This is a genomic window from Caldimonas manganoxidans ATCC BAA-369 (genome assembly GCF_000381125.1).
GTDB classification, from domain to species: Bacteria; Pseudomonadota; Gammaproteobacteria; order Burkholderiales; family Burkholderiaceae_C; genus Caldimonas; species Caldimonas manganoxidans.
The window spans coordinates 19,774-45,435 of sequence record NZ_KB905939.1 but is presented as its reverse complement, the minus strand read 5'-3'; the positions used below and the strand labels follow the sequence as shown (position 1 = coordinate 45,435).

General features: G+C 68.7%; 24 protein-coding genes and 1 pseudogene. 17 read left to right on the top strand and 8 right to left on the bottom strand.

Annotated features, from left to right (window positions below; all coding sequences use genetic code 11):
- The first annotated feature begins 19 nt into the window (after window positions 1-19).
- From F615_RS0108070 to F615_RS0108060, 3 genes are read left to right on the top strand one after another with little or no spacing between them, the layout of a single operon-like run.
- Window positions 20-412, top strand: coding sequence for an ElaB/YgaM/YqjD family protein (locus F615_RS0108070; RefSeq protein WP_019560671.1), 393 nt, complete (start codon window positions 20-22; stop codon window positions 410-412).
- Between the two features lie 17 nt (window positions 413-429).
- The gene (locus tag F615_RS18000; RefSeq protein ID WP_019560670.1) at window positions 430-918 is read left to right on the top strand and encodes a phage holin family protein; all 489 of its coding nucleotides are present in this window, start codon (window positions 430-432) and stop codon (window positions 916-918) included.
- A complete protein-coding gene (locus tag F615_RS0108060) occupies window positions 915-1,445 on the top strand; it encodes a hypothetical protein (RefSeq protein WP_019560669.1) in 531 nt (176 codons plus the stop codon). The genes F615_RS18000 and F615_RS0108060 overlap by 4 nt, the downstream gene beginning before the upstream one ends.
- 35 nt (window positions 1,446-1,480) lie before the next feature.
- Here the strand turns inward: F615_RS0108060 and F615_RS0108055 are convergent, their stop codons facing one another.
- Window positions 1,481-2,308 (bottom strand): carbon-nitrogen hydrolase family protein, encoded by an 828-nt coding sequence (locus F615_RS0108055; RefSeq protein WP_019560668.1) that lies wholly within the window; start codon window positions 2,306-2,308, stop codon window positions 1,481-1,483.
- A gap of 28 nt (window positions 2,309-2,336) precedes the next feature.
- Window positions 2,337-6,437 (bottom strand): YhdP family protein, encoded by a 4,101-nt coding sequence (locus F615_RS17995; RefSeq protein WP_051090211.1) that lies wholly within the window; start codon window positions 6,435-6,437, stop codon window positions 2,337-2,339.
- Between the two features lie 116 nt (window positions 6,438-6,553).
- On the opposite strand from F615_RS17995, the gene glnE reads away from it, so the two are divergent.
- The 3 genes and pseudogenes from glnE (at window position 6,554) to F615_RS19185 (ending at window position 10,628) form a co-directional block, all read left to right on the top strand.
- Entirely contained in the window at window positions 6,554-9,304 is a 2,751-nt protein-coding gene (glnE, locus tag F615_RS0108045) for a bifunctional [glutamate--ammonia ligase]-adenylyl-L-tyrosine phosphorylase/[glutamate--ammonia-ligase] adenylyltransferase (RefSeq protein WP_019560665.1), read from the top strand.
- Entirely contained in the window at window positions 9,280-9,912 is a 633-nt protein-coding gene (rrtA, locus tag F615_RS19390) for a rhombosortase (RefSeq protein WP_019560664.1), read from the top strand. Before glnE ends, rrtA begins: the two co-directional genes overlap by 25 nt.
- A gap of 57 nt (window positions 9,913-9,969) precedes the next feature.
- Window positions 9,970-10,628, top strand: a pseudogene (locus tag F615_RS19185) (glutathione S-transferase family protein).
- A 4-nt stretch (window positions 10,629-10,632) separates the two neighbouring features.
- On the opposite strand, the gene sugE reads toward F615_RS19185, so the two are convergent.
- Window positions 10,633-10,947 (bottom strand): quaternary ammonium compound efflux SMR transporter SugE, encoded by a 315-nt coding sequence (gene sugE, locus F615_RS0108030; protein ID WP_019560663.1) that lies wholly within the window; start codon window positions 10,945-10,947, stop codon window positions 10,633-10,635.
- 107 nt (window positions 10,948-11,054) lie between these two features.
- Window positions 11,055-11,933, bottom strand: coding sequence for a diiron oxygenase (locus F615_RS0108025; protein ID WP_019560662.1), 879 nt, complete (start codon window positions 11,931-11,933; stop codon window positions 11,055-11,057).
- An 821-nt stretch (window positions 11,934-12,754) separates the two neighbouring features.
- On the opposite strand from F615_RS0108025, the gene F615_RS0108020 reads away from it, so the two are divergent.
- Genes F615_RS0108020 through F615_RS0107980 form a run of 9 tightly spaced genes read left to right on the top strand, consistent with a single transcriptional unit; the run spans window position 12,755 to window position 20,675 of the window.
- Window positions 12,755-14,071, top strand: a complete 1,317-nt coding sequence (locus tag F615_RS0108020; RefSeq protein WP_019560661.1) for an NAD(P)/FAD-dependent oxidoreductase — start codon at window positions 12,755-12,757, stop codon at window positions 14,069-14,071.
- Complete coding sequence (locus tag F615_RS0108015; protein ID WP_026330140.1) at window positions 14,068-14,847, top strand: DUF1365 domain-containing protein; 780 nt, start codon at window positions 14,068-14,070, stop codon at window positions 14,845-14,847. The genes F615_RS0108020 and F615_RS0108015 overlap by 4 nt, the downstream gene beginning before the upstream one ends.
- Complete coding sequence (locus F615_RS0108010; RefSeq protein WP_019560659.1) at window positions 14,844-16,079, top strand: SAM-dependent methyltransferase; 1,236 nt, start codon at window positions 14,844-14,846, stop codon at window positions 16,077-16,079. Before F615_RS0108015 ends, F615_RS0108010 begins: the two co-directional genes overlap by 4 nt.
- On the top strand, window positions 16,076-16,633 hold the full coding sequence (locus F615_RS0108005) for a chalcone isomerase family protein (protein ID WP_019560658.1): 558 nt from the start codon (window positions 16,076-16,078) through the stop codon (window positions 16,631-16,633). Before F615_RS0108010 ends, F615_RS0108005 begins: the two co-directional genes overlap by 4 nt.
- Entirely contained in the window at window positions 16,630-17,925 is a 1,296-nt protein-coding gene (locus F615_RS0108000; protein ID WP_083932422.1) for an MFS transporter, read from the top strand. Before F615_RS0108005 ends, F615_RS0108000 begins: the two co-directional genes overlap by 4 nt.
- The gene (locus F615_RS0107995; RefSeq protein ID WP_019560656.1) at window positions 17,922-18,455 is read left to right on the top strand and encodes a DUF3833 domain-containing protein; all 534 of its coding nucleotides are present in this window, start codon (window positions 17,922-17,924) and stop codon (window positions 18,453-18,455) included. The genes F615_RS0108000 and F615_RS0107995 overlap by 4 nt, the downstream gene beginning before the upstream one ends.
- A gap of 9 nt (window positions 18,456-18,464) precedes the next feature.
- Window positions 18,465-19,238, top strand: a complete 774-nt coding sequence (locus F615_RS0107990) for an SDR family NAD(P)-dependent oxidoreductase (RefSeq protein ID WP_019560655.1) — start codon at window positions 18,465-18,467, stop codon at window positions 19,236-19,238.
- Between the two features lie 37 nt (window positions 19,239-19,275).
- Window positions 19,276-19,713, top strand: coding sequence for a nuclear transport factor 2 family protein (locus F615_RS0107985; protein WP_019560654.1), 438 nt, complete (start codon window positions 19,276-19,278; stop codon window positions 19,711-19,713).
- Entirely contained in the window at window positions 19,710-20,675 is a 966-nt protein-coding gene (locus tag F615_RS0107980; protein ID WP_019560653.1) for an NAD(P)/FAD-dependent oxidoreductase, read from the top strand. Before F615_RS0107985 ends, F615_RS0107980 begins: the two co-directional genes overlap by 4 nt.
- 2 nt (window positions 20,676-20,677) lie before the next feature.
- On the opposite strand, the gene corA is transcribed toward F615_RS0107980, so the two are convergent.
- The 3 genes from corA to F615_RS0107965 form a co-directional block, all read right to left on the bottom strand.
- Window positions 20,678-21,640, bottom strand: a complete 963-nt coding sequence (gene corA / locus F615_RS0107975; RefSeq protein ID WP_019560652.1) for a magnesium/cobalt transporter CorA — start codon at window positions 21,638-21,640, stop codon at window positions 20,678-20,680.
- Between the two features lie 229 nt (window positions 21,641-21,869).
- On the bottom strand, window positions 21,870-23,081 hold the full coding sequence (locus F615_RS0107970) for a patatin-like phospholipase family protein (protein WP_019560651.1): 1,212 nt from the start codon (window positions 23,079-23,081) through the stop codon (window positions 21,870-21,872).
- Between the two features lie 61 nt (window positions 23,082-23,142).
- The gene (locus F615_RS0107965; protein ID WP_019560650.1) at window positions 23,143-23,754 is read right to left on the bottom strand and encodes a TetR/AcrR family transcriptional regulator; all 612 of its coding nucleotides are present in this window, start codon (window positions 23,752-23,754) and stop codon (window positions 23,143-23,145) included.
- A gap of 180 nt (window positions 23,755-23,934) precedes the next feature.
- On the opposite strand from F615_RS0107965, the gene F615_RS0107960 reads away from it, so the two are divergent.
- On the top strand, window positions 23,935-24,381 hold the full coding sequence (locus F615_RS0107960; protein WP_019560649.1) for an SH3 domain-containing protein: 447 nt from the start codon (window positions 23,935-23,937) through the stop codon (window positions 24,379-24,381).
- Between the two features lie 80 nt (window positions 24,382-24,461).
- Window positions 24,462-25,337: a protease HtpX gene (gene htpX / locus F615_RS0107955; RefSeq protein WP_019560648.1), complete on the top strand. Its 876-nt coding sequence runs from the start codon at window positions 24,462-24,464 to the stop codon at window positions 25,335-25,337.
- Between the two features lie 165 nt (window positions 25,338-25,502).
- Here htpX and F615_RS19875 read toward each other — a convergent pair whose 3' ends face one another.
- The gene (locus F615_RS19875) at window positions 25,503-25,628 is read right to left on the bottom strand and encodes a hypothetical protein (protein WP_445662436.1); all 126 of its coding nucleotides are present in this window, start codon (window positions 25,626-25,628) and stop codon (window positions 25,503-25,505) included.
- Window positions 25,629-25,662 lie beyond the last annotated feature (34 nt).

Here is a 25,662-nt window from a genome sequence, read left to right as displayed (position 1 = left end):
TTGACCACAGGAGAACGCCATGTCTGCCAATGCCCCCACCGAAGCCGCTGCCGCTGCCGCCGAACGCACTGAACAGGCCGCCCGCCGCGTGGCCCGCGGGGTGAGTCAGGCGGCGCAAGACAGCGCCAGCACCCTGGAGCGCGAATGGGCCGATCTGAAGGCCGATCTGGCCGAGCTGATGTCCAACCCGGCCGTGCGCGACCTGCCCGAGGTGCGAGCGCTGAAGGAAAAGCTGCAGGCCTCTTTGCATCGGGCCAGCGAGGCCGTGGCCGACGTCACGCATGACATCACCCAACGGGTGCGTCACACCGCGGCCATGGCCGATGAATACGCTCACGAGGAGCCCTGGAAGGTGGCTGGCATCGCCGCCTTGGCCGGCCTGCTGGTGGGTGTGTTGATCGCCCGCCGCTGACCCACCGAGTCAGCCCCATGCTGGCGCGGCTGTTCGCCCCCCAGATCGATGCGCTGATCGAGCGGCTACGGCGCGTCTTGGCGCTGGGCGTCGAGGTGGCGGTCGACCGGGTCACCCTGGCCCAGCTCGAATGGCAAGACGAAAAGCGGCGCCTGGCGCGGCTGTTCGTCAGCCTGCTGGCGGCAGTCTGGCTGGCCGGCCTGACCGTCAGCTTCCTCGGCGCGCTGGTCATCATCGCCTGCTGGGACACGCCCTGGCGCGTCGCAGCGGCCGCCGGCGTGGTGTTGGTCCTGGGCGTGGGCGCGGCATGGGCCATCTTCCAAGTGCGGCGCCTGCTCGAGCAAGGGGATCAGGCCTTTGCCTTGTTGCGCCGCGAGCTGGCGGCCGATCTGGAGACCCTGCGACGCTTGCATGAGGGCCAGGGGCCGGCGGTGGCCCGTCCTGCGCCCACGCCGCCCAGCGACGATGCCCGCCCTTGGACGCCTGAGAGTCCACCATCATCATGAGTGCGCCCCCGCCGAACCGAACGCCCGAACAAGAGCACCGTGATGCCCAGCGCGAGCTGTTGCTGTTGCGCATGGCGCGCCAGCGAGCGCAATTGCGTGCGCTGGTGGCACCGCGCGCAGCGGCCGCGCCCGGGCCTGCGAGGCCAGCCGGCGCCCCCGACCTCGGCCCGGGCGATGCCGATTGGCCGGCCCACCCGCGCTTGAGCCCGGCCTTCCCGCGCAGCCAAAGCCTGCGGTGGATCCTGGCCAACCCCAAGGCGGTGGCCGTCGCGGGCTTGGTGGCCGCCATGGCGCTGTGGGTCGGCCCGCGTCGTCTCGGGCAGACGCCCGTGTCGGTCACACGCGCGGCCGTGGGCTTTCTGCGAGGCATGCGCGAGGGCCTGGCATGGCTGCAACCGCTGCTGCCGCTGCTGGGCCTGTGGCTGAGCCGGCCGCGGCCCGCACGCCCGGCACGCCGCCCGCCGCCTTGGCCGCGCGAGCGCAGCCCCCATCGCCGGCCACCGGCCGACGATTCGCCGTTCTTCTAAAGGTCTAAAGGCCCTCGTGAACGACCGGCCCGGGATCACAGCCGGCGATGCGCCAAGGCCGGCAAGCGTTGACGCACTTGGGCGATGCGTGCGGGATCGAGCTCAGCGCAGGCCACCCCCTCCCCCTCTTCCACGCGCGCCAGCACCTCGCCCCAAGGGTCGATGATGAGCGTGTGTCCGAAGGTGCGGCGCCCGTTCTCGTGGCGCCCCCCTTGGGCCGGCGCCATCACATAGCACTGGTTCTCGATCGCCCGCGCACGCAGCAGCACCTCCCAGTGAGCCTGCCCGGTGGTATGGGTGAAGGCCGAGGGCACGGCGATCAAGTCGCACGGCGGGCGCATCAGCGCCCGGTACAGCTCGGGAAAGCGCAGGTCATAGCAGATGCTCAGCCCCAGGCGCAGCGCCACCCCCTGGCGCGACTGCAGGTCCACGGCCACGGGCTGGTCGCCGGCACGCAGCACCACGGCTTCGTCGTAGAGCTTGTGGCCCTCGGGACCATGTTCCTCATAGCGAAACAGATGGATCTTGTCGTAGCGCGCACGGCAGCGACCCTGGGGATCGAAGACGAGGGTGGTGTTGGTGACGCGCTGCGCCTGCTCGGTGCGCAGGGGCAGGCTGCCGCCGATCAGCCAGAGGCGGTGCTCGCGTGCAGCCTGCGCCAGCGCTTGCTGCCAAGGCCCGTGTCCCGGCGGCTCGGCCAGGGACAGCTTGTCGGTGTCGCTGTGGCCCATGAAGGCGAAATTCTCGGGCAGGCCCACGAGTTCGGCCCCTTGCGCCGCGGCCTGCGCGATGAGGTCGCGGGCACGTTCGAGGTTGTGGGCCGGGCGAGTGGAAGACACCATCTGGACCGCAGCAATGCGCATGGAGACTCCTTCCTTGGGGATCGGGGGTTCATCCCCCCGGCAGCGCAGGGCTGGGCGCCCCGCTGGTGGCCGCTGGCGCCGTCGACGAAGCGGCGCGGGGGACGGCCAACACCTGAGGGTCACTCCACGAGCCCGTGATGCGGAATTCACGGGTGTTGGCCTCGATCATGGGTTTGCGCAAGAAAAGCTGCGCCAGGAAGGTGCCCAGGCCCACGGCCGGATTGATCGCGGCATACACCAGCGAGGCGCCGCCGGCGTTGATCTCGGGCACCACGACCACGCGCAGGTCCTGGGTTTCGTGCCGCAGGTCGGCACGGCCTTCCATCAGCACCGCAGCGGCCACCCCCCGCATGCGCAGGTTGTCGGTGTGGGCCACGCCACGCTCGATGCGCACATCGCCGCCGAAGTCGTCAAAGGCGAAGCCTTCGCTGAAGACATCGCGGAAGTCGAGCATCAGCCGCCGAGGCAAGGCCTGCAGGCTCAGCACGCTGATGAGCCGCGCCGCGCCAGGGTCGGCTTTGAGGAAGCGGCCGCGTTCGACATCGACGCGCAGCTGTCCTTCCAGGCTGGCCAGGTCGGGAGCCAGGGGCGGACCCTGCCAGCCGATGCGACCGCTGGCGCGCCCTTGGCCGCCGCTGAGCACGCCGGCCTGCCCCCATTGCTCCAGCAGGCTGCCGCTGTCGGTCACGTCCAGCTCGAAGTCCAGTTCGGTGCGGGCCGTGGCCCCGCCGAGGCCATCGCGCACGGCCAGCCAAGCACCGCTGGCCCCGAAGCGAGCCACGGCGTTTTGCAGCGACAGTCGCCGCAGCCGCCATTCACGGAACTCGCCGGTGCGACGGCTCTCGGCCTGCACTTCCAGACGCCCCAAGGCACGCGAGCCCCAGCGGAAGTCCTCGACCTCGATGTCCAGGGCGGGTGCTGCACGGTCCGAGCCGAACGGCGTGGCCGCCGGTGTTCCATCGCCAGGATCGGCCTCGGGCCAATTCAGACGGGCCAGCCGGGCTCGGAGCTGGCCGCCGGCGGCCCCAGGCTGCCATTCGATGCGGCCTTCGAGCTGTTCGCTGCGGACCTGGCCACGCCAGCCTTCACCGGCGCGTTCGCCCGTCAGACGCACGGCCGTGAACCGCCGGCCCGCGGCCTGCACCGCCGCGCTGCGCAGCTCGATGCGATCGGGCGCATAGTCCGCCCCCGGCGCCTCGGCGCTGGCCAGACCGGCTTCGAAGCTTTCAGCCACGGCACGCCAGCGGTCCATGTCGAGCTGGGGCAAGGCCACCCGGGCACGCACGCCGCTGGCCGGCAGCGGCAGGGCCTCGCCCAGGCCGATGGCGCCGGCCAGCACGCGCGTGGGGGTGCCTTGGGTCGCGTCGCCCAGCGCCCGGCGGTAATGCACCCACAGCGATTGACCGAGCTGCACGCGCACCTGGTCGCGTGGTGTGCGGCCCGGCTGCAGGCTGTCGGCCTCGACGGTCTGCGTCACTCGCAAAGGCCAGGGCCGCGCCGCGGGCTTGTCCAGCGGGGCGGGCAGGGTCGAGGCCAGTCCGGTGAGGTCGCTGCTGAGGCTCAGCTCGGGCCAGCCTTGCACCAGACCGAACTGGAGCCGGTAGGCCGTCTGGCCTTGCAGGTGCTCGGCCAGATAGGGCAGCAGCCCCAGTTCACGCACTTCGCGCAGGCCAGCGGCGCTGGCCGTGCCTTGGCCTTCGAAGCGCACACTGCCATCGCGCATGGTGCCGCCTTCGAACTGCAGCTCCCCCCCCAACACCCGGGCCGAGGCGCCATGCACCGTGAAGCCCTCGTCGGAAAAACTCACCTCGCCGCGGGCGCGCGCCAGCACGGGCGTGTCGGGTCGCAGCCGCAGGTCGTTGCCGTCCAAACGGACGCGCCCCTGCACGCGAGCCTGCGACGGATCGTCCAGCGGCAGTTGCACCGACAAGCGCAGCTGCGCCAGGCCGCTGCCGCTGGCCTGGGCCAGCGCATGATGCGTCCACTGCCCCACCGGCGTGTCATTCACGAAACGCAAGGCATCGGCCAAAGGCCCGCTGCCACCTCCGCTCAAGCGCAGCACGGGCTGATGTGCCAAGTCCTCGATGCCGCCGTTGACGTCTTGCAGTTCGAAGCCGAAGAGCCGAGCCCGGGCCTGTCGAATTTGCATCGAGTGCCGATCGAACACGAGCTCGCCATGCACATGGGTGAAGGCCGGCCAGGGCGAGGCTTGCCCCTCCTGGCCGGGCACGTAAGCAAAACTGGCCTGCTCGATGCGCGAGGCAATGCGGAAAGTGCCGTCTTGGCCGGGTGCATAGGGGAAGTCCCACAAATCACCCTGCACGCGGAACTCCACCTCGCTGGCGCGGCCGGCCATCACGGCGCGACGCACATAGTCACGCACCGAGGCGGGCAGTTGGCGCGGCAGATACCGCCAGATGCGCGTGGCCTGGGCCTGGTCGAGGCGGCCCTGCAGATCGAGCACGCCGGGCAGCCGCGCCCCGCGGCCCACGCCGGCGGCCGCGCCGGTGCGCCATGTCCCAACGAAGCGCCCCTGGGCATCTGCATTGGCAAAGTGCGCGTCGCGCACCTGCACAGTCACGGCCGGGCCATCCTCGCCGGCCGTGAGGGTCCAGGCCAAGTCGGCCTGCAGCTCGTCCAGCGGCACGCGCGGATCGTCGAACACGCCCGGGAACACCAAGGCGCCTTGACGCATGTGCAACCGGGCCGAGCCCCCGGACTCATGGGCTTGGAAGGCCAAGTCGGCCCCTTGCAACCCGGGACGCCCCACCGTCGGCCCCGCGGCCTGCGCGGCCAGGCTCACGCCGAACAACTGGCCACTGACCCGGTACGCCCGTGGTGCACGCCAATCGCCCTGCCATTGCAGCGACAAGGGTTCAGCCCGACCGGCCGGCTGCACTTCGGCCAGTCCGGCACGCAAGCCCGCCGGCAGGGGCAGCCGTTGTGCCAACGCGGCCAAGGCGGCCACATCGGCGCGCGGCAGATGGAGCGACCCGTCCTCGGTGAGCCCTGGTGTGGACGCCGCACGCCACCGCAGCTCGAAGGACGGCGGCAGCCCTGCCCAAAGCGCCGCCTGCGCCGGGGCCGCGTGCGTGGCGGCCGTCGCGCTCAGCCCCTGCAAGGCCACGACTTGCTGCCCGCCCTCCTCCTCACGCCAGAGCAGGCGCGCGTGCAGGCCGCCCAGCTCCAGGGCCTGGTCGACCCCTTCGAAGCGGGCTTGCAGATCGATCAGATCGAGGTCGAGGGTCACACCGCTCCAGCGCCCGGCCTGCATGTCCGCCCACACCCTCAGCCCTCCGACGCCGCGCTGCAGCTGCAGCTCGGCCGGCAAGTGGCGGCGTAAAGCCTGCAAGTCCACCCGCGGCAGCTCGGCATAGGCCTGGCCGCTCCAGCGCGAACGATCGGATGGACGGGTCAGCAACGGCTGCGTGAACCGGCCCCGCAGCGACAGGCGCTCGCCCCAGCCGTCCACCGGGGTGGCATCGAGCCGGAACTCATGCCGACGCGGCGCCAGGGCGCTGTTGCGCATCACCACCTGCACGTCGCCAAGCTCCAGGGGCGGCAGGCCGCGCTGCTCGTCGATCCAGCGCAGCTGGCCCCCTCGCACGCGAAACTCCGGCAGCGAGAGGAACCAGTCCAGGGCCACCGGCGAGGCCGACGCACCGGCGCCGGTGTCCCCCACATCCAACCCGGCAATGAACAGCCGCCCCTGGGCATCGCGCCGCACGGCCAAGCGAGGGGCCTCGATGTCCAGGCGGCCCAATCGCATCTCGACATGCCACAGCGAGGCCCAAGACCATGTCCCGCTCAGGCGCGGCAGACGCAAGGCTTCATGCCCCTGGCTGTCGAACAGGCGCACCTCATCGAGCTCGAACACCGGCGTGCCGCCGTGAAATTCCGCACGGATGCGCCCAATCTGCACGGGCACCCCCAAGGCCCGGGTGGCGGCCTGCTCGATCGGCACACGCCAAGTGTCGATTCGCGGCAGAATCACCGTGTGCACGACCAGCCACACCAGCAGCATGAGGCCCAGCGCCGCCACCGTCATCCACTGCAACACGCGCACGATCTTGCCAACGGCCCGACGGGGCCATTGGAACCAGGCATGCGGCAAGACAGCAAGACTCATGGGGACGATGACGGCAGCCGCCACGGCTCGCGCAGCAACGCGCAAGCCATCGGCACCCTGCGCGATGAGGCCATCACAATCTAGCACAGGCATCTGATCAGACCCCAGGACGGGCCATGGGTTTCCACGAAGTTGTCAGCGGCGGTCGCTCCGCCACCGGCCCAGGGGTGAGGGCCGAGTATTCCCGCTTCGTGCAGCGGGTGCGTCGTCGCCATGGCGACATCTTGGGCTTGCTGCCCCCTGGGCTTCCCGACCCGCCCCGCATCGAAGCCCTGATCGATGCCTTGCTCGGTCGCGGTCGATCGCTGGCAGCGGCCTTGCGGCAGGCGCGTCAGCTCACGCTGGAGCGGCTGGCCGTGCTCGACATCGAAGGCGCCGCCAGCATGCCCGAGATCGGGCAGGCGATGACCGCGCTGGCCGAAGTGACGCTCGACCGTGCGCTCAGTGCGGCTTTGGCCGAACAAGACGAGCGCCACGGCGCACCGCTGAACGAAGCCGGCCAACGCATCGACTTCTGGGTCGTGGGCATGGGCAAGCTCGGCGGGCGCGAGCTCAACGTTTCCTCCGACATCGACCTGGTCTACGTGTACGAGGAAGCCGGCATGACCGCCGGCAACGCGCAAGGGGGCGGCCGCATCTCGGCACACGAATACTTCTCGCAGGTGGCGCGCAGCCTGTACACGCTCATCGGCGACACCACCGAGGATGGTTTCGTCTTCCGTGTCGATCTGGCCTTGCGACCCAATGGCATGTCCGGCCCGCCCGTGGTGAGCCTGGCCATGCTGGAGGAATATTTCCTCGTGCAAGGCCGCGAGTGGGAGCGCTTTGCCTGGCTCAAAAGCCGTGTGGTGGCCCCGCGCGCCTCGGTGGTCTCGGGACGGGCCTTGCAGTTGCGGGATGTGGTCATTCCCTTCGTCTTTCGCCGTTATCTCGACTACGGTGTGTTCGAGAGCCTGCGCAACCTGCATCGCAAGGTGCGCGAAGAGGCCGCGCGCCGCGCCGCCGGCCGGCCCGAGCGCGCCAATGACGTGAAGCTCTCGCGTGGTGGCATCCGAGAAATCGAGTTCATCGTGCAGCTGTTGCAGGTCGTGCGCGGCGGCCAGTTCCCCGAGATCCGCACCCGCTCGACGCTGCGCGCCCTCGAACGCCTGGCCCAGGTGGGCGTGATGAAGCCCGAGACGGCGCAGCAATTGGCCGAGGCCTATGTCTTTTTGCGCCGGGTCGAACACCGCATCCAGTACCTCGACGATCAGCAGACCCACCAGCTACCCACCCATGACGAGGATTTGCGCTGGATCGCCGGCAGCCTGGGCCTGGCCTGCCATCGCGATGCCTGCGAGTTGATGGACCGTCTGCTGCAAACCCGCGAATTCGTGGCGCTGGAGTTCGACGCCCTCTTGCACGATGGCCAATCCCCGCGCCCGGGTGGCTGCAAGGGCTGTGGCGAATCGCTGCCGGCGCTGGACAGCGAGGCCTTGCTCGAGCGGCTGCCGCTGGCTCTGGCCCAACGGGTCAAGCCTTGGGTGGCGCACCCGCGCATCGCCGCTTTGCGCGATGACACCAAGCAACGACTGGCCAAGCTGGTGTTGCGGTCGGCCCAGCGCGTGGCGCAAGGCGACATCCCCGACGAGGCGGCCTTGCGCTTCATCGACTGGCTCGACCCCCTGCTGCGCCGCGAGAGCTACCTTGCCATGCTGGTGGAGCGGCCCGAGGTTCACCAGCGTTTGCTGCGCCTGCTGGGCTTGGCGCGCTGGCCGATGCGCTATCTGATGCGCCACCCCGGCGTGATCGACGAGCTGGCCGACCCGCGCCTGATCTACACCCGCTTCGATGCCGCCAGCTTCGTGCACGACCTGGAGCAACGCCACGAAGCCTGGGCGCGCTCGGGCCAGGCCGACGAAGAAGCCCTGCTCGACACCCTGCGCCGCGCCCATCATGCCGAGGTGTTCCGCACCCTGGTGCGCGATGTCGAGGGGCACATCAGCGTCGAGCAAGTCGCCGACGATCTCTCCGCCCTGGCCGATGCCACCGTCGAATGCACCCTGCGCTGGGCCTGGCCGCACCTGCGTCAACGCCATGCCGAGCAACCGCGCTTTGCCGTCATCGCCTACGGCAAGCTCGGCGGCAAGGAACTGGGCTATGGGGGCGACCTCGACCTGGTCTTCCTGTTCGACGACGACGACGAGCGCGCGCCCGAGGCCTACGCCGCTTTCGCGCGCAAGCTCATCACTTGGCTGACCCTGCGCACCAGCGCCGGCGAACTGTTCGAAATCGATACCGCCTTGCGCCCCAACGGCAATTCCGGCTTGCTGGTGACCTCGCTGTCGGCCTTCGAGGCCTACCAGAAAGGCCGAGGCAGCAACACCGCCTGGACCTGGGAGCATCAGGCCATCACACGGGCGCGCTTTTGCGCCGGCGCAGCGGACATCGGCGCGCGCTTCGAACAAGTGCGCCGCGAGGTGATCGCCGCCCCGCGCGATGCACGGGCCGTGCGCGAGGAAATCCGCGCCATGCGCGCCAAGGTGCGCCAGGCCCATCCGGTCAAGGACGGGCTCTTCGACGTCAAGCACAGCGAAGGCGGCATGATGGATGCCGAGTTCGCCGTGCAATGCCTGGTGCTCGCCCATGGGGCCACCCACCCCGAGTTGCACGATGACGTGGGCAACATCGCCTTGATGCTGCGCGCCGAACACGCCGGCTTGCTCTCGGCCGGCACCGGCCAAGCCGCGGCCGAGGCCTATCGAGAGCTGCGCCGCGCCCAGCACCGCGCCCGCCTGGACGAGCGACCCACGCAGTTTCCGGCCGAACAACTCGCCGCGCCGCGCGACGCGGTGCGAGCCCTGTGGCGCGAGGTCTTCGGCGACTGAGCCAGCCCGGCGTCGCCTGGGTTGCGCTGGCCAGCACGGCAGCCTTGGGCTCGCTGCTGGTGGCCGTCGCCAGCTGGGCGGGGGCCCCGGCCCACGAGCCGCTCGTCTGGTGGCGCAGCGCCCCGCAGCAGATCTGGCGCTGCTGGAGCGCCGCCTTCGTCCATGGGACCCTCGGCCATCTCGGCGCCAACCTGGCCGGCTGCGCCCTGCTGGGCCTGCTGGGTTGGCAGGCCCGGCTGAGCCTGTCGGCCACAGTGGCCTGGGCGGCCGCCTGGCCGCTCACCCATGCCCTGCTGTGGCTGGCCGCGCAACCCGAGCGTTACCTGGGTCTGTCCGGCGTGCTGCATGCCGGCGTTGCCGTCACGGCCGTGATGCTCCTGTGGCGCCCCGGCGGCCGCTGGCGCGGGTTGGGCGCCGCCCTGGGGCTGGGGTTGGCCGCCAAGATCCTGCTGGAGTCCCCCTGGCACGGCGCCGTCCAGGTCAGGCCCGACTGGCCCTTTCCCGTGGCCGTGGGGGCCCATGCCACCGGCACCATCGCTGGGGCCTTGTGCGCCATCCTCTTGCAGCTGGCTCGGCCCCGGACGGACACGGTGTCGCCAAGGCGATAGCGCCCCACGCCCCGTTGGTTTGCACTGGCAGCTCCCACCGCTTCCAGGAGACCCCCCATGTTCGTGCTCTGCGGCTTTCCCCTGTCCAACTACTACAACAAGGTCAAGTTGGCCCTGTTGGAAAAAGGCGTCCCGTTCACCGAGGAAGACGTGGCCACTGGCGAACCCGCACGCGCGGCCGGCTCGCCGCTGGGCAAGGTGCCCTTTGCCCGCACCGAGCATGGCGTGCTCTGTGAAAGCGAAGCGCTGATGGACTATATCGAGACGCGCTGGCCCACCCCGGCGCTGCTGCCGGCCGATCCCTGGCAGCGCGCCAAGGTGCGTGAGCTGACGATCTTCCTCGACCTGCATCTGGAACTGGTGGCGCGCGAGCTCTACCCCCAGGCCTTCTTCGGCGGCACCGTGAGCGAGAAAAACCGCGAGCGCGTGCGCGCCCTGCTGAACAAGCACCTGGCCGGCTTCAAGCTCTTGGCGAAGTTTTCGCCCCATGTGGCCGGCGCGGACTTCACCCAAGCCGACTGCGCCGCCTATGTGCACCTGCCGCTGGTTGCCTTGTCACCTTGTCAACCCAATTGGTGCTGGGCGAAGACCTCGTGGCCACGCATGGCATCGACTGGAAGGCCTATGTGAAGCACGTGGGGCAGCGCCCCAGCGCCCAGAAAGTGACCGCCGACCGCAAGGCGGACCAGGCGCGGCGGACCGCCCGGCCGTCTTAGCGACTCAGCCCACCAGTTTGAGCCCGAGGATCCCGGCAATGATCAGGCCCACGCACAACAGGCGCAGCGCCGTGGCGCTGTCGCCAAACAGCACGATGCCCAGGATCACCGTGCCCACCGCGCCAATGCCCGTCCACACCGCATAGGCGGTGCCCACGGGCAGCTCGCGCATGGCCAAGCCCAGCAGCACGACACTGGCCACCATGGCCGTGACGGTGAAGGCCGAGGGCCAGAAACGGCTGAAGCCCTCGGTGTATTTCAGGCCGATGGCCCAGGCGACCTCACACAGGCCCGCGATGAACAGCAGGGTCCAGGACATTGATGACACTCTCGGCGGCAAGGCCGCCATGCTAGGAAAAAGCCGGAGCGCGGGCCGGCCGTGGCCTGCCAAGCACCCAGACGATGCAGGGTCGTCGATGCGGCGCCTCAGGCTCCAGCAGGCTGTGGCGCTTCGCCCCCGGGACGCGTGGCCGCAGCCAGTCGAGCCGACAATTCCTTGCGGAAGCGATTGAGCTCCTGCACGCTCTTGAAGCTGCGATCCATCAGCAAGCTCAGGTTGTGCAGAATGCGCTCGACCACCTTGTTCTCCCAGGTCGCATCGAACTTGATCTGCTGATCGAGCCAGCGCTCCAGCCACTCGGGATTGGGCAGGCGGCTTTGCACGGTGTCGCGCGGGTAGAGCTTGGCGTTGACGTGCAGATTCGTCGGATGCAGGGCCTGGGCCGTGCGCCGCGCACTGGCCATCAGCACGCCCACCTTGGCAAACGCGGCCTTGGCCTCGTCACCGAAGCGAGCGATGGCGCGCTTCATGTAGCGCAGGTAGGCGCCACCATGGCGAGCTTCATCGCGCGCCAAGGTCTCGTAGATCGCCTGGATGACCGGCTCGGTGTGCCATTGTGCCGCCCGCCGGTACCAATGGTTCAGACGAATCTCGCCACAGAAATGCAGCATCAGCGTCTCCAGCGCCGGAGCCGGGTCGAACTCGAAGCGCACCTCGTGCAGCTCCTGCTCGGTGGGCACCAACTCCGGCCGGAAGCGGCGCAGGTATTCCATCAGCACCAGCGAGTGCTTTTGCTCCTCGAAGAACCACACGCTCATGAAGGCCGAGAAGTCGCTGTCGTCGCGGTTGTCGCGCAAGAACATCTCGGTGGCCGGCAGCGCCGCCCACTCGGTGATGGCATTCATCTTGATGGTGTGCGCCTGCTCGTCGCTGAGTTTGGATGCATCGAACCGATCCCAGGGGATGTCGCGCTCCATGTTCCAGCGCACGGCTTCGAGTTGCTTGAAAAGCTCGGGGTACAGCATGTCGGTTCCTGTGGCGACGAAAGTGCAATGAGAGATCGACTCGATGCGAACTACGCCATGCCGGAGGCGTTGGACGCAAGCCCTGGAGGCCATCGAGGTTTTGCAACGGCCCTGGCGCGGCTTGGCGCAGAGCCTCCTGGCGCTCGGCCGGGCTCCCACGGCCCAGGCGCATCGTCACGGGCCACCGGCGGCCGCTCGGCCCGCCACGCCAAGCGGCCATTGTCCAAGAAGTTTCCCGACAACGTCGTGAAAGGGCCGGCACGCAGCCCGGTTTTCTCGCTCGGGCCGCATTCGCGCCATCGGCCTTGGCCAGCCATCGCGGGCCCGGCGGTCGCCCGGCTTCAGCCCCACCCGCCCTGAGACAGGGGCCCGCCCCTGGCATCGACCCATCCTGACCGGCGCCTCGGAACCCAGCCTGCGGCCCCGCCCCAAGGCCCCCCAAAATTTCGCTGGACAAATGAACCATACGATGCAAAATGATACTGCATAGTTCTATTTGAAACTGCAAAGTTCAATCATGACGCTGATGACGCCGCCCCTTGCCCCCGCCCGTGCCCGCATCGGCCCGCACCGCCATCACGGAACTTCCCGTGCGCCAGCGTCTCTGAGCCCACAGGGGTCTGCGCGTCGGCGTCTGCCGACCGACGGCCCCCCAGGTTCGGTTTTTGTGCTGCGAAGACGGCCGGCTGGGCTGGCTGCAATCCCGAGACGCCTCTCCTCCTCCTCCCTCCCTCCCTCCTTCGTCTCGGGGCGCTTCGCAGCACCTTTGTCTTGTGCCTGCGCTGCCGCGTGGCAGCCCCGGGTCGACTGAGGAGCGAGCCATGCGGCGCATCGCCATCGTCGGCTCGGGGATTGCGGGTCTGGCCGCCGCGCATCGGCTCGCACCGCACGCCCAGGTCACGCTCTTCGAAGCAGGCACTCACTTTGGGGGGCACACCCACACGGTCGAGCTGAGCCTGCCCGACCGGTCCGGCGATCCGGTGACCCACGGCGTGGATACCGGCTTCCTGGTCTTCAATCACCGCACCTATCCGGAACTGGTGCAGCTCTTTGCCGAGTTGCAGGTGGACACCGCGCCGTCGGACATGTCGTTTTCGGTGCAATTGCCGTCGGTGGGCCTCGAATGGAGCGGCAGCTCCCTGGACACGGTCTTTGCCCAACGCCGCAACCTGTGGCGCGCCGGCTTCTGGCGCATGCTGCGCGACTTGCTGCGCTTCAACCGACTGACGACCGCCCTGGCGCGGCAGGGGCATGACGCGGCCTTGGCCGAACCGATCGGCGCGTTCCTCGACCGGCATGCATTCGGTGCCGAGTTCCGCCAGTGGTATTTCCTGCCGATGGTGGCATGCATCTGGTCCTGCCCGGCCGATCAAATGCTGCGCTTTCCGATCGGCACGATGATCCGCTTCTGCCACAACCACGGGCTGTTGCAGATCACCGACCGGCCACAGTGGTACACCGTGCGAGGCGGCGCCAAGCACTACGTGGCCAAGATCCTGGCCGGTGTGGCCGATGCCCGGCTGAACACCCCGGTGCGCCAGGTGCGTCGCCTGGGGCCGGGTCCGGGCGACGGCGGGGTGATGGTCTGCACCGATCGGAGCAGCGAGCGGTATGACGAGGTGGTGCTGGCCTGCCACAGCGACCAGGCGCTGGCGCTGCTGGCCGAGCCGCTGCCACTGGAGCGCGAGCTGCTGGGGGCCATCGGCTACCACGCCAACGTGGCCGTGCTGCACACCGACACGGGCTTGCTGCCCCGCCGCCGCAAGGCCTGGGCGGCCTGGAACTACGAGCGGGCCCCAGACGCCGACCAGGAAGCCGGCGCCGTGTGCCTGCACTACTGGTTGAATCGACTGCAACCCTTGCCCTTCCGAGACGATGTGATCGTCTCGCTCAATCCGGTGCGCCCGCCTCGGGACGACAAGGTGCTGGGGCGCTACGAATACGCCCATCCGGTGTTCGACGGACCGGCGGTGGCCGCACAGCGCCGTCTGGACGAAATCCAGGGCGTGGGTCATGTGTGGTTTTGTGGGGCCTGGACCGGCTATGGCTTCCACGAGGACGGGCTGCGCTCGGGTCAAGCCGTGGCGCAGCGCCTGCTCGCGGCATGTCAGCGCGCCTCGGCCAGGGCAGCGGCATGAGGGCGACGACGGCGCAGGCGCTCATCGGCTTCGGGCAGGTGCGCCACACCCGCTTGCGCCCGGTGCGCCATGCATTCGCCTACCCGACCTACTTCCTCATGCTGCCACTGCGCAGCCTGGCACGAAGCCCCAAGACCGCCTTGCCGCGCAAGCGCTTCGGCCTGATCAGCTTCGACGACCGCGACCATGGCGACGGTCGCGCCGACGCACTGAGCTGGATCGACGACCTGCTGGCCAGCCAAGGCATCCACGATGCTACGGGCGAGATATGGCTGCACACCTATCCGCGCGTGCTGGGTTATGTGTTCAAGCCGGTGAGCTTTTGGTATTGCCACCGCGCGGACGGCACGCTGGCGGCCATCGTGGTCGAAGTGAACAACACCTTCGGCGAACGGCACTGTTACTTGCTCAGTGGCCCCCGGCTGGGCTGGGGCATCGAATTGCAGGCAGACAAGGTCTTTCATGTCTCGCCGTTTTGCAAGGTCGAAGGGCGTTACCGTTTCCGCTTCCTGCGCACCCAGCCCGAGGGCACGCATCCGGCACGCACCGTGGTGCGTATCGAGCATGACGATGCGCACGGCCCGCTGCTGCTGACCAGCGTGAGCGGGACGCTGGAGCCGCTGACGCGCGCCAGCATGCGCCGCGCCTTCTTCGCTCACCCGATGATGAGCCTGGGCGTCATCGCGCGCATCCACTGGCAAGCCCTGCGACTTTGGATCAAGCGGGTGCCATTCTTCACCAAGCCCGAACCGCCTGACTCCCTGGTGACGCGATGAACCACACCACGACCTCTTCCCCCCTCGAACAAGGACTGCGATCCTTGCCGTCGTCGGCCCCGGCGGCGGCACGCACCGTGCTGCGCATGCTCTCGCATCTGCGCCATGGGCAGTTGGACCTGCAACTGCCCGACGGCCACACCGCCCGCTTCGGCACGCCCGAGGGGCCACGCGCGGCCATGCGCTTGCACAACTGGAAGGTCTGCGCGCAGGCGCTGAAGTCCGGCGACATCGGCTTTGCCGAGAGTTTCATCGCCGGTGATTGGACCTCGCCCGACCTGACGGCCTTGATCCGTTTGTTCATCGCCAATCGCCAAGACATCGAATCGGTGATCTACGGCCACTGGTGGGGGCGGCTGCTGTATCGGTGGCGGCATCTGCTGCAGCGCAACTCACGCCGTGGCAGCCGCCGCAACATCCATGCCCATTACGACCTGGGCAACGAGTTCTACCGGCTCTGGCTCGACCCAGGCATGACCTATTCCAGCGGGTGGTTCGAAGGCCGCCATGACCGATCGCTGAGCGAAGCCCAAGACGCCAAGATTCGCCGCGCCTTGCGCGAATGCGGTCTGCGGCCTGGCCACCGCCTGCTGGAGATCGGCTGCGGCTGGGGCGGTCTGGCCGAAGTGGCCGCCGCGGACTTCGGCGCCCAAGTCACCGGCGTGACCTTGTCCACCGAGCAGCTGGCCTATGCCCGAGCCCGCCTGGACGCCCTGGGCCTGTCGGCGCAGGCCGACTTGCGCTTGCAAGACTACCGCGACATCGACGACGCGCCTTTCGATGCGATTTGCTCGATCGAGATGTTCGAGGCCGTCGGGCGCGAATACTGGCCGGCCTACTTCGCCACCGTGGCCCGCCTGCTCAAGCCCGGCGCTCATGCCTGCATCCAGAGCATCACGATCCGCGACGACCTGTTCGAGCGCTACGTGCGCGGCACCGACTTCATCCAGCAATACATCTTCCCCGGCGGCCTGCTGCCCAGCCCCAGCCAGTTCCGTGCCCAGGCGAGCCAGGCCGGACTGGAAGTGGTCAACGAGCTGGCCTTCGGGGCGGACTATGCCGAAACCCTGCGCCGCTGGCGTGAGCGCTTTCTGGCCGAAGAAACCCGCGTGCGTCGGCTGGGGTTCGACACCCGCTTCATGCGCACCTGGGAGTTTTACCTTGCCTATTGCGAAGCCGCCTTCGCGATGGGCAACACCGACGTCATCCAATTCACCTTGCGCAAACCATGAAACGAAGGGCCGCACTCGCACTGGGCAGCCTCGCATGGGTGCGAGTCGGCGCGGCTGCGCCCGCGCCGCCGCCCGAAGTGCTCGGGATCTGGCCCGCGGTGCGGCTGCAAGGCCAGGCCCGCATGACCTTTCTGGGGCTGCGCATCTACGACGCCCGGTTGTGGCTGCCCGCGCACGGCGAGGCGCTGCGCCGCTACGAAGACACCGCCTTCGCGCTGGCCTTGCATTACCTGCGCCGACTCCAGGGCGGCGCCATCGCCGAGCGGTCGATCGTGGAAATGCGCCGCATCGGCCCCTTCAGCGACACTCAGGCCCGTGCCTGGCTGGCGGCCATGCAGCGCGCGTTTCCCAACGTGAGCGATGGCGACCGGCTGGTGGGCCTGCACCTGCCCGGCCGCGGCGCGCGCTTCTTCTACAACGGCCAGCCCACGGCCGACATCGACGACCCCGAATTCGCCCGCCTGTTCTTTGGCATCTGGTTGTCCCCGCGCACCTCCGAGCCACGTCTGCGCGAGCAACTGCTGGGCCTGTCCGGCAGTCAAGGAGCCCCATGAGCGCGCGCGCGGCCATGCCCCCTCGGCCCATGGCCCCGAGCTGGACGGGCCATCCACTGCAAGGGCTGTCCTACGGCGCCTTGGGCCTGCCGCTGGCTTTCGTGGCCCTGCCCTTGTACGTGGTGCTGCCGGCTCATTACGCCACCGAATTCGGCGTGCCGCTGGCCTTGTTGGGCGCCGTGCTGCTGGGTGCGCGCCTGGCCGATGCGTTCATCGATCCGTGGATCGGCCGCCTCGTCGATGGACTCTTTCGCCATTCCGTGCGGCGTGCCTGGGCGCTGTCGGCCCTCATGGGGGCCGTGCTGGCCGCCGGCTTTGCGGCCCTGTTCTTTCCCCCGGTGCGCGGCACCCCCGCCTTGCTGACCTGGTGCGCAGCCCTGCTGCTCGTGACCTATTTCAGTTACAGCACCGTGAGCGTGACGCACCAAGCCTGGGGCGCGATGCTTGGCGGCGGCGCGGGTCAGCGCGCCGGCGTGGTGGCCTGGCGCGAAGGATGCGCGCTGGCCGGCGTGCTGGTGGCCAGCGTATTGCCCAGTCTGGCCGGCCTGGGCGTCACCGCCGCGGTCTTCGCCGTCTTGCTGGCCCTGGGGCTGGGGCTGCTGGCTCGCGCCCCGCAACCCGGCCGCGAGCCGGTGCTGCCGGACCCGCGCCCCATCCGCCCCTGGGACGTGCAGGGCTTTCGCCGGCTGCTGTTCATCTACCTGCTCAATGGCGTAGCCAGCGCCATTGCGGCCACCTTGGTGCTGTTTTTCATCCGCGACCGCCTGCAGGCCGCCGCCTTCGAACCGTTGTTTCTGGCGCTGTACTTCGCGGCCGCGGCGTTGGCCATGCCGCTGTGGGTGCGTGCCGTGGCCCACCTGGGCCTGGCCCGCAGCTGGCTGCTGGGCATGCTGCTGGCGGTGGCCGCCTTCGCCTGGGCCGCCATGCTGGGTGCCGGCGACGTGCTGGCTTACGCACTGGTGTGCGCCGCCAGCGGCATGGCCCTCGGTGCCGATCTGAGCTTGCCCCCGGCGATGTTGGCCGGGGTGATCCAGCGCGCCGGGCATCGCGGGCGTTTCGAGGGCGCCTACTTCGGCTGGTGGAACTTCGCCACCAAGCTCAACCTGGCCCTGGCCGCCGGTGCAGCGCTGCCGCTGCTGCAACTGGCCGGCTACGAACCCGGCACGCGCGAGCCCCAAGGCCTGCTGGCGCTGACGCTGGCCTACAGCCTGCTGCCCTGTGCACTCAAACTCACCGCCGCCGCCGCGCTGTACGGCCTGTGGCTGCGGCACCCCTCCGGAGAGGACCGATGAAACGACGTCTCGTGCTGATGGCTGGCGCGGCGGCTGCAGCCGGGCTGAGCGGCTGCGCCAGCCAAAACCTCGACACCTATGCCGGCCAGCGCCCCGAGCTGGACCTGCGCCGCTACTTCGAGGGCCGGCTCACCGCTTATGGTCTCTTTCAAGACCGCTCGGGCCAAGTGGTGCGCCGCTTCACGGTGGCCATGGAAGGCCGCTGGGACGGCGACCAGGGCGTGCTCGACGAGGTGTTCACCTACAGCGATGGTCGCACCGAGCGCCGCGTCTGGCGCCTCACCCGCTTGGCCGACGGACGCTACAGCGGCCGCGCCGACGACGTGGTCGGTGAAGCCCGCGGCCAGGTGCGTGGCAATGCCTTGCATTGGCGCTACACGCTGCGCCTGCCGGTCGATGGCCGCACCTATGACGTGCAGTTCGACGACTGGATGTACCTGATGGACGAGCGCGTCATGCTCAACAAAGCGGTGATGAGCAAATTCGGCATCCGCCTGGGCGAAGTCACGCTCACGTTTTTGAAACACTGAAAGACTCCCATGGCCCTCAATCCGACACTGACCGACTGGCCCGGCCGCATCGCCTGGCTGGTGGGTGCCTCCTCCGGCATCGGCCGCGCCGCGGCGGCCGCCTTGCATGCCCGCGGCGCCCGCGTCATCGTGTCTGCACGCAATGTGCAGGCCCTGGAGGAATTCACGGCCCAGCATCCGGGCAGCGAATTCATTCCCATGGACGTCACCGACCGCGCGGCCCTGCGCAACGCCGCCTTGGACCTGCGCCAGCGCTACGGCCGGCTGGATCTGGTGGTCTATTGCGCGGGGTATTACCGCCCCATGCGCGTGGCCGCCTTCGATCTGGAGGAGGCCTTGCGCCACCAGCAGATCAACTACGTGGGGGCGCTGCATCTGCTCGATGCCGTGTTGCCGCTGCTGCAAGCCCAACGCAGCGGCCACCTCAGCCTGGTGGCCAGCGTGGCAGGCTACCGCGGCCTGCCCCATGCGCTGGCCTACGGCCCGACCAAAGCGGCGCTGATCAACCTGGCCGAAGCGCTGTATCTCGACCTTCATCCCTTGGGCGTGGGCGTCTCGGTGATCAACCCCGGCTTCGTCGCCACCGCCCTGACGGCACAAAACCGCTTCCGCATGCCCGCCTTGCTCACCCCCGAACAGGCCGCCCAGGCCATGCTCGAGGGCTGGGCACGCGGGCGCTTCGAGATCCACTTCCCGCGCCGCTTCACGCTATGGCTCAAAGCCCTGCGTGCGCTGCGCGACGGCCTGTACTTTGCCGCCGTGCGTCGCGCCACCGGCTTGTGACGCCGCCACAGCGGCGACGGCTCTACACTGCCGCCCCATGATGACCCACGAGGACCCGCGCGTGCAGCGCGTGATCGATTTCTTCCACGCTTACAGCCCTGCCTCGGTGGCCGACTTCGGCCGCTACTACACCGAGGACTGCCACTTCAAGGATCCCTTCAACGAGGTGCGGGGCCTGGCCGAGGTGCAGCGCATCTTCCGCCACATGGACGAGGCCCTGCGCGAGCCTCGCTTCACGGTGACGGCCGCCGTCGCCCAGAAAGACCAGTGCTTCCTGACCTGGGATTTCTCGTTTCGCTTGCGCCGCTACCGCCATGCCCCTCAGGTGGTGCGTGGCGCCTCGCACCTGCGGTTTGCCCCCGATGGGCGCATCGCCGTGCACCGCGACTACTGGGATGCCGCCGAGGAGCTCTACGAAAAGCTGCCGGTGCTGGGCGGGCTGATGCGTTGGCTCAAACGCAGGGCCATGGCATGACCGTCTCGCGTGTGGCCCTCATCGGCGCCGGCCTGGCAGGACTGACCTGTGCGCGCGCACTCGCCGCCGCCGGCGTGCAAGTGCAGCTCTTCGACAAGAGCCGCGGCCCCGGCGGGCGCCTGTCCACCCGACACAGCCCGGCCGGCCCCTTCGACCATGGCGGCGCGGACTTCGCCGCCCACAGCAGCGACTTTGCGCAGCAAGTCCAACAGTGGAGCCAGGCCGGCTGGCTCGCGCGCGAGGGCGGCACCGGCTACACCGGTGTTGGCGAGATGAACGCCCTGCTGCGTGCGCTGGCGCAGGGCCTGCCGCTGCAACTGGACACCGAGATCGCCGCCATCGAGCCGGCCGGCGACGGACGATGGCAGCTGCGCGCTCACCAGCAGGCGCCCGCACTGGGCGATCGGCGGTTCGATGCGGTCGTGGTGGCCATGCCGGCCGAGCAGGCCGCCCCCTTGCTGGGCGCCAGCCCCGCACTGGCCCAGGCCATGCGATCCGTGCGCAGCCAGCCCACCTGGACGGTGATGGCCGCCTGGCCGCGGGCCCTGCCCGCCCGCGGCGAGCGCCTGCAGCCGGCGGCCGGCCCCTTGCGCGAGGCGCGCCGTGACGACACCCGCCCCGGGCGGCCGCGCATCGCCGGCGTGGGCTGTCGCTGGGTGCTGCACGCCAGTCCCCAGTGGAGCGCCCACAACCTCGATGCCCCGGCGGTGCAGGTCGTGCGCCGCCTGCTCGAGGCTTTCAGCGAAGCGCTGGGCGTGCAGCTGGCCCGACCGGTGTACGCCGAGGCCCACCTCTGGCGCCATGCCCAGGTGCCGTCGCCGCTGAGCGAACCCTGCGGCTGGGACGCCGCCTTGCGCATCGGCGCATGTGGCGATGCCTGGCACGGCGCCGATGGCATCGATGGCGTCGAACGTGCCTGGCTCAGCGCCCAAGCGCTGGCCCGCACGATGCGGGCTACTTGAGGCTACTTGAGCCAGCCCTTGCGCCGGAAGTACCAGAACGGGGCGATGACCGACATCGCCATCAGCGCCAGCGAAAACGGATAGCCGAACTTCCATTTCAGCTCGGGCATGTACTCGAAGTTCATGCCGTAGATGCTGGCCACCAAGGTCGGCGGCAGCAAAGCCACGCTGGCCACCGAGAAGATGCGGATGATCTTGTTCTGGTTGATGTTGATGAAGCCGACCGTGGCATCCATCAGGAAGTTGATCTTGTCGAACAAGAAGGCCGTGTGCGAATCGAGCGAATCGATGTCGCGCATGATCTGACGCGCCTCCTCGAACTGCTCGGCATTGAGCAGGCGCGAGCGCATCAAAAAGCTCACCGCGCGGCGCGTGTCCATCACATTGCGACGAATGCGGCCATTGAGGTCTTCCTCGCGGGCGATGGCCGCCAACGCCTCGGCCGCGGCCGTGTCGTTGACCTCCTCCTTGAGCACCAGCGCGCTGACTTTTTCCAGCGCGTCATAAATACCCTCCAGAGAATCGGCCGAGTACTCGGCATCGGCATCGTAGAGCTTGAGCAGCACGTCCTTGGCGTCCTCGATCAGCCCGGGCATGCGCCGCGCACGCAAGCGCAACAGACGGAACACCGGCAAGTCTCGGTCGTGGATCGAGAACAGGATGTTGCGGTGCAAGATGAACGCCACCCGCACGTTGCGCGACGTGTCATCCTCATCAATCAGGAAGTCCGAGCGGATGTGCAGCTCGCCGTTGTCTTCCTCGTAAAAACGGGCCGACTCCTCCAGGTCTTCATCCACCACGTCCTGGGGGATGTTCACGCCGAAGCGCCCGGCGATCCACCCCTTCTCCTCGGGCGTGGGCGCTTCGAGGTCCACCCACACGGGCTGCACCTGCGCCAGCGCCTCAGGACGATCGATTTCCTGCTGGACGAGCCGGCCATTGGCCAGCGTGAACACATTGAGCATGAACTCTCCAACCAGGGCGCCGCCGCAAGCACGGCGGCGCACATGTCTTTTGGGGTTGCGAACGGGTCGAAATCGGTCACCGTCTCACCCCAACGCCGCCTGCGGCGGCCACCGACCCGCCCTTACAACGCGCGGACCCGGGTTGGAGTGGACGGCCACCGAGGCTGGGGGCTGTCCAAGGAAGTCTCCGTGATGGAACCAGGGCCGATTATGGCACCGCTTCGTGAACTCAGGCGCCCGGCACGGGCCGGCCCTCGAAAAAAGCCTCCAGCTGCGCCCGCCGGGCCCACACATCGGCACGCCCCAGCTCGATGAGCGCCTGCACGAAAGGCGGCTCGAACAGCAAGTAGCTGGCCAAGGCCGCGCCTGCGGCCTGCGTGCCCCCCAACATCTTGAGCAAGCCAAACACCGCCTCCGGCAGGGCTCGCACGTGCGCCAAGGCCAATTCGTCCAAAGAACGCGAGGGCTGCATCGCCAGCACCTGCACGGCCCGGTAAGGCGCCATCCCGCCCTGCTGCGACCAACGCCGCAGTCCCGCATTCACGCGCTCGGCCTGCTCGACATCGGCTTCCAAGGTGTCGTGAAACACACTGGCCATGGCATGCGTGGCAATTTGCGCCAGCGAGGGATAGCTCCCGGGGGCCATGGAGCCGGCGCCCAGGGCGTTGCGTTCGGGCTGACCCACACCGATGGCCAAAATGCGCGTCGCTCCCAGATTGAACGCCGGCGACAGCGGCGCGATCTGGCGCATCGACCCATCGCCGAAATATTCGGTGCGCCCCTCCACCTCCAGCGGCACGGCCGGAAACAGAAACGGAATGGCCGCCGAGGCCAGCAGATGTTGCGGCCCGATGGCCTGCGCCACCGCCCGACGGCCGGGGCGCTGCCAGGCCGGACGATGCCAGCGCCGTGCGGCCTGGTAGAACGTCCAGTGCACGCCGGTGGTGTAGCTGGAGGCCGTCACCGCCCAAGCCTGCAAATGCCCCTGATCCAAGGCTTGCGCAATGCGCGCGGGGCGCACCACCCGGCCCAGCAGAGCCGTCAGCGGCGCGGGGTCCAGCAGCCAGCGCGGCAAGCGGCGCAACAACCACGCCGGCGAGAGCAGGCCGGCCCACCGCAGCCCGGGCGTCATCCGCCACGGCTGGACCCGGTAGACCTGATCGGCATGCAGCCCCATCCACAGCTGCGCCAGCCGCTCCACTGCCGCCGCGCCCACCGGTGCTTGGTCCACCAAACAAGCCGCGTTCAAGGCCCCGGCCGACGTGCCCACCACGATGTCGAACCAGCCGCCCGGACGGCGTCCCAAGAGGTGCGTCAACCCCAGCAACACGCCCACCTGATAAGCCGTGCGAGCCCCGCCGCCCATCAACACCAAGGCGGTGCGCGGCGCGGCCTCCTCTGGCGGATCGAGCAAAGAACCGAATGCAGTGCCCAAGGTCATGCCGGCGATTTTGCCGAGCCGCCCGCGCCAGCGAACACTCACATTCCCTTAGTGCGCCGCCTCAGGCGCGCTTGTACGTCGAAATCAAGCGCTGATAGGCCTCCCAGGTGCGCTGGGCCGCGCGGCGCTCGCGCAGGAAATGCAGGTCATGGAAGTAGCCCAGCATCAAGCTGTTCATCTCCCACACGAGTTGAGCCGGCTCGGTGTCGGGGCGCAAATGCCCCTCCTCGATGGCTTGCATGACCGTGCGCGCCAGCGTCTTGCGCCAGCGGGCCACCCCGGCACGCACCTTCTTGCGCAGAGGCGACTCCATCGGGTGCAGGTCGAAGGCCGCCACCGCATGCAACGAGCCGGCCATGGCCTTGCGGCCCACGCCACGGCCGATCCACAACTCCATGATGCGATCCAGCCGCGGCAGCCCCCGCGGGGCCTCCAAGGCGGGGAGAAACACATGCTCGGCAAAGAGCTGCTCATAGCGCGCCAGCACCAGGTCTTGCAGGTTCTCCACCGAGCCGGTGCGCACGAACACCCCGCTCTTGCTGATGCCCAGGCGTTTGGCCACTTCGCCCAGCGACATGCTGGACAGCCCTTGGGTCACCGCCAGCTCCAAGGCGGTATTGACGATGGCATTGAGCGTGCGCTCGCTCTTTTTCTTCGGAATGGGTTCAGTCATGGCATGGACGGGCCGGCCCCGGCCATGCCGGACTGCACAGCACCACGAGGCCCGGTGCAAAGCCGTGATGGTACGCGCCCGCCACGCGGCCGTGCAGCCGGCAGCCCCCCATTGCAGGGAACCTCCGAGGCCAAGGCAGGCACTATGCCAAGTCTTGACCCACCACAGGAGCTTGCCGAGATGAAGCGACTCTCGCCCCTTCTTCCGTGGCTGGCTGCCGCAGCCTTTGCCCTGCCGGCCGCTGCCCAGACCATGATCAGCATCGCTCGCCCCGAGGTGAACCTGCGCGCCGGCGCCGGCACCCAGCACGACGCACTGTGGGTCGTCAGCCAAGGCTATCCGCTGCAAGTCATCGGCCGTCAGGGCCAATGGCTCAAAGTGCGCGATTTCGAAAATGACGTGGCCTGGGTGTATCGACCACTGACTGGCCGCACGCCACACCATGTGGTCAAGGTGCAAACCGTCAACATCCGCAGCGCCCCCTCGACCGGCAGCCGCATCCTGGGCCAAGCCCAGTACGGCGAGGTCTTGCGCACGCTGGAAAAGCGCCCGTCCTGGGTGCGCGTGCACCACGAGGACGCCGGCGTGACCGGCTGGGTGGCCCGCCGCTTGCTTTGGGGCTGGTAGCACGAGCCCGGTCGCCAGGCCTCATGGCTTGACAGGATGCGCCCCTCAACCCTCGCCTCTGCCTCGAAGGAAATCGATCCATGAAACGCATCGTGCTATTCGTGACGACCAACCTGGCCGTGATCGTCGTGCTGGGCATGGCCGCCCATGTGCTGGGTCTCCAGCGCTTCCTCAGTGCCCAGGGCCTGGATCTGGCGGCGCTGCTGGGCTTTGCAGCCCTCATGGGCTTTGGCGGCGCGCTCATCTCCTTGCTCATCAGCAAGCCCATGGCCAAGTTCAGCACCGGCGCACGGGTGATCAACGACTCGCCCGACCCCACGCACCAGTGGATCGTGCACACGGTGCACCAGTTCGCCCAGCGCGCCGGCATCGGCATGCCCGAGGTGGCCCTCTACGACGGCCCGCCCAATGCCTTTGCCACCGGCGCCTTCAAGAACTCGGCCTTGGTGGCCGTCTCCACCGGATTGCTGCAAAGCATGACGCGCGAGGAAGTGGAAGCCGTCATCGGCCATGAGGTGGCGCACATCGCCAATGGCGACATGGTGACGATGACGCTCATCCAGGGCGTGATGAACACCTTCGTCGTCTTCATCTCGCGCGTGGTGGGTTATGTGGTCGATCGCGTGCTGCTGCGCAACAACAGCGATCACCCAGGCCTGGGCTACTACGCCACCACCATCGTGCTGGACCTGCTGTTGGGCATCTTGGCCGCCGTGATCGTGGCTTGGTTCTCACGCCAGCGCGAGTTCCGCGCCGACGCCGGCGCCGCACGGCTGATGGGCCGCAAACAACCCATGATCGATGCGCTGGCCCGACTGGGCCGGCTCGATCCGGGCGAAATGCCCAAGGCCCTGCAAACCATGGGCATCAGCTCGCGTCGCTCGGGCTTGCTGGCCCTGCTGGCGAGCCACCCGCCCATCGAGGAACGCATCCGCGCCTTGCAGCAGCAGCCCTGAGCGCGGCCACACGCGGCGTTTGCCTAGGAAAGGTCAGCACAACCGCCGCTGAAGCGGCTGTTGTCGGCTGATGTGTCAGATGACGATATCTCGGGCTGTTCGAGCGTCACATTCTCGTGGCGCCGTAGGCCATTTGGCCAAGCCTTTTCAGGCTTGCGGGCGCACTCATCCATGCGCCCCCATGTTCAACAGTCGTTTGCGCACCATCCACAGGTTGGACAGGGCAAACAACGTCATGAGGTTGGCGGTGTTCTTGGCTAGTGCACGGTGCTGGCTCGGTCGCATGGCCACGTGCTCTCGTCCAAGAACACGCGCTTGCGGGGGC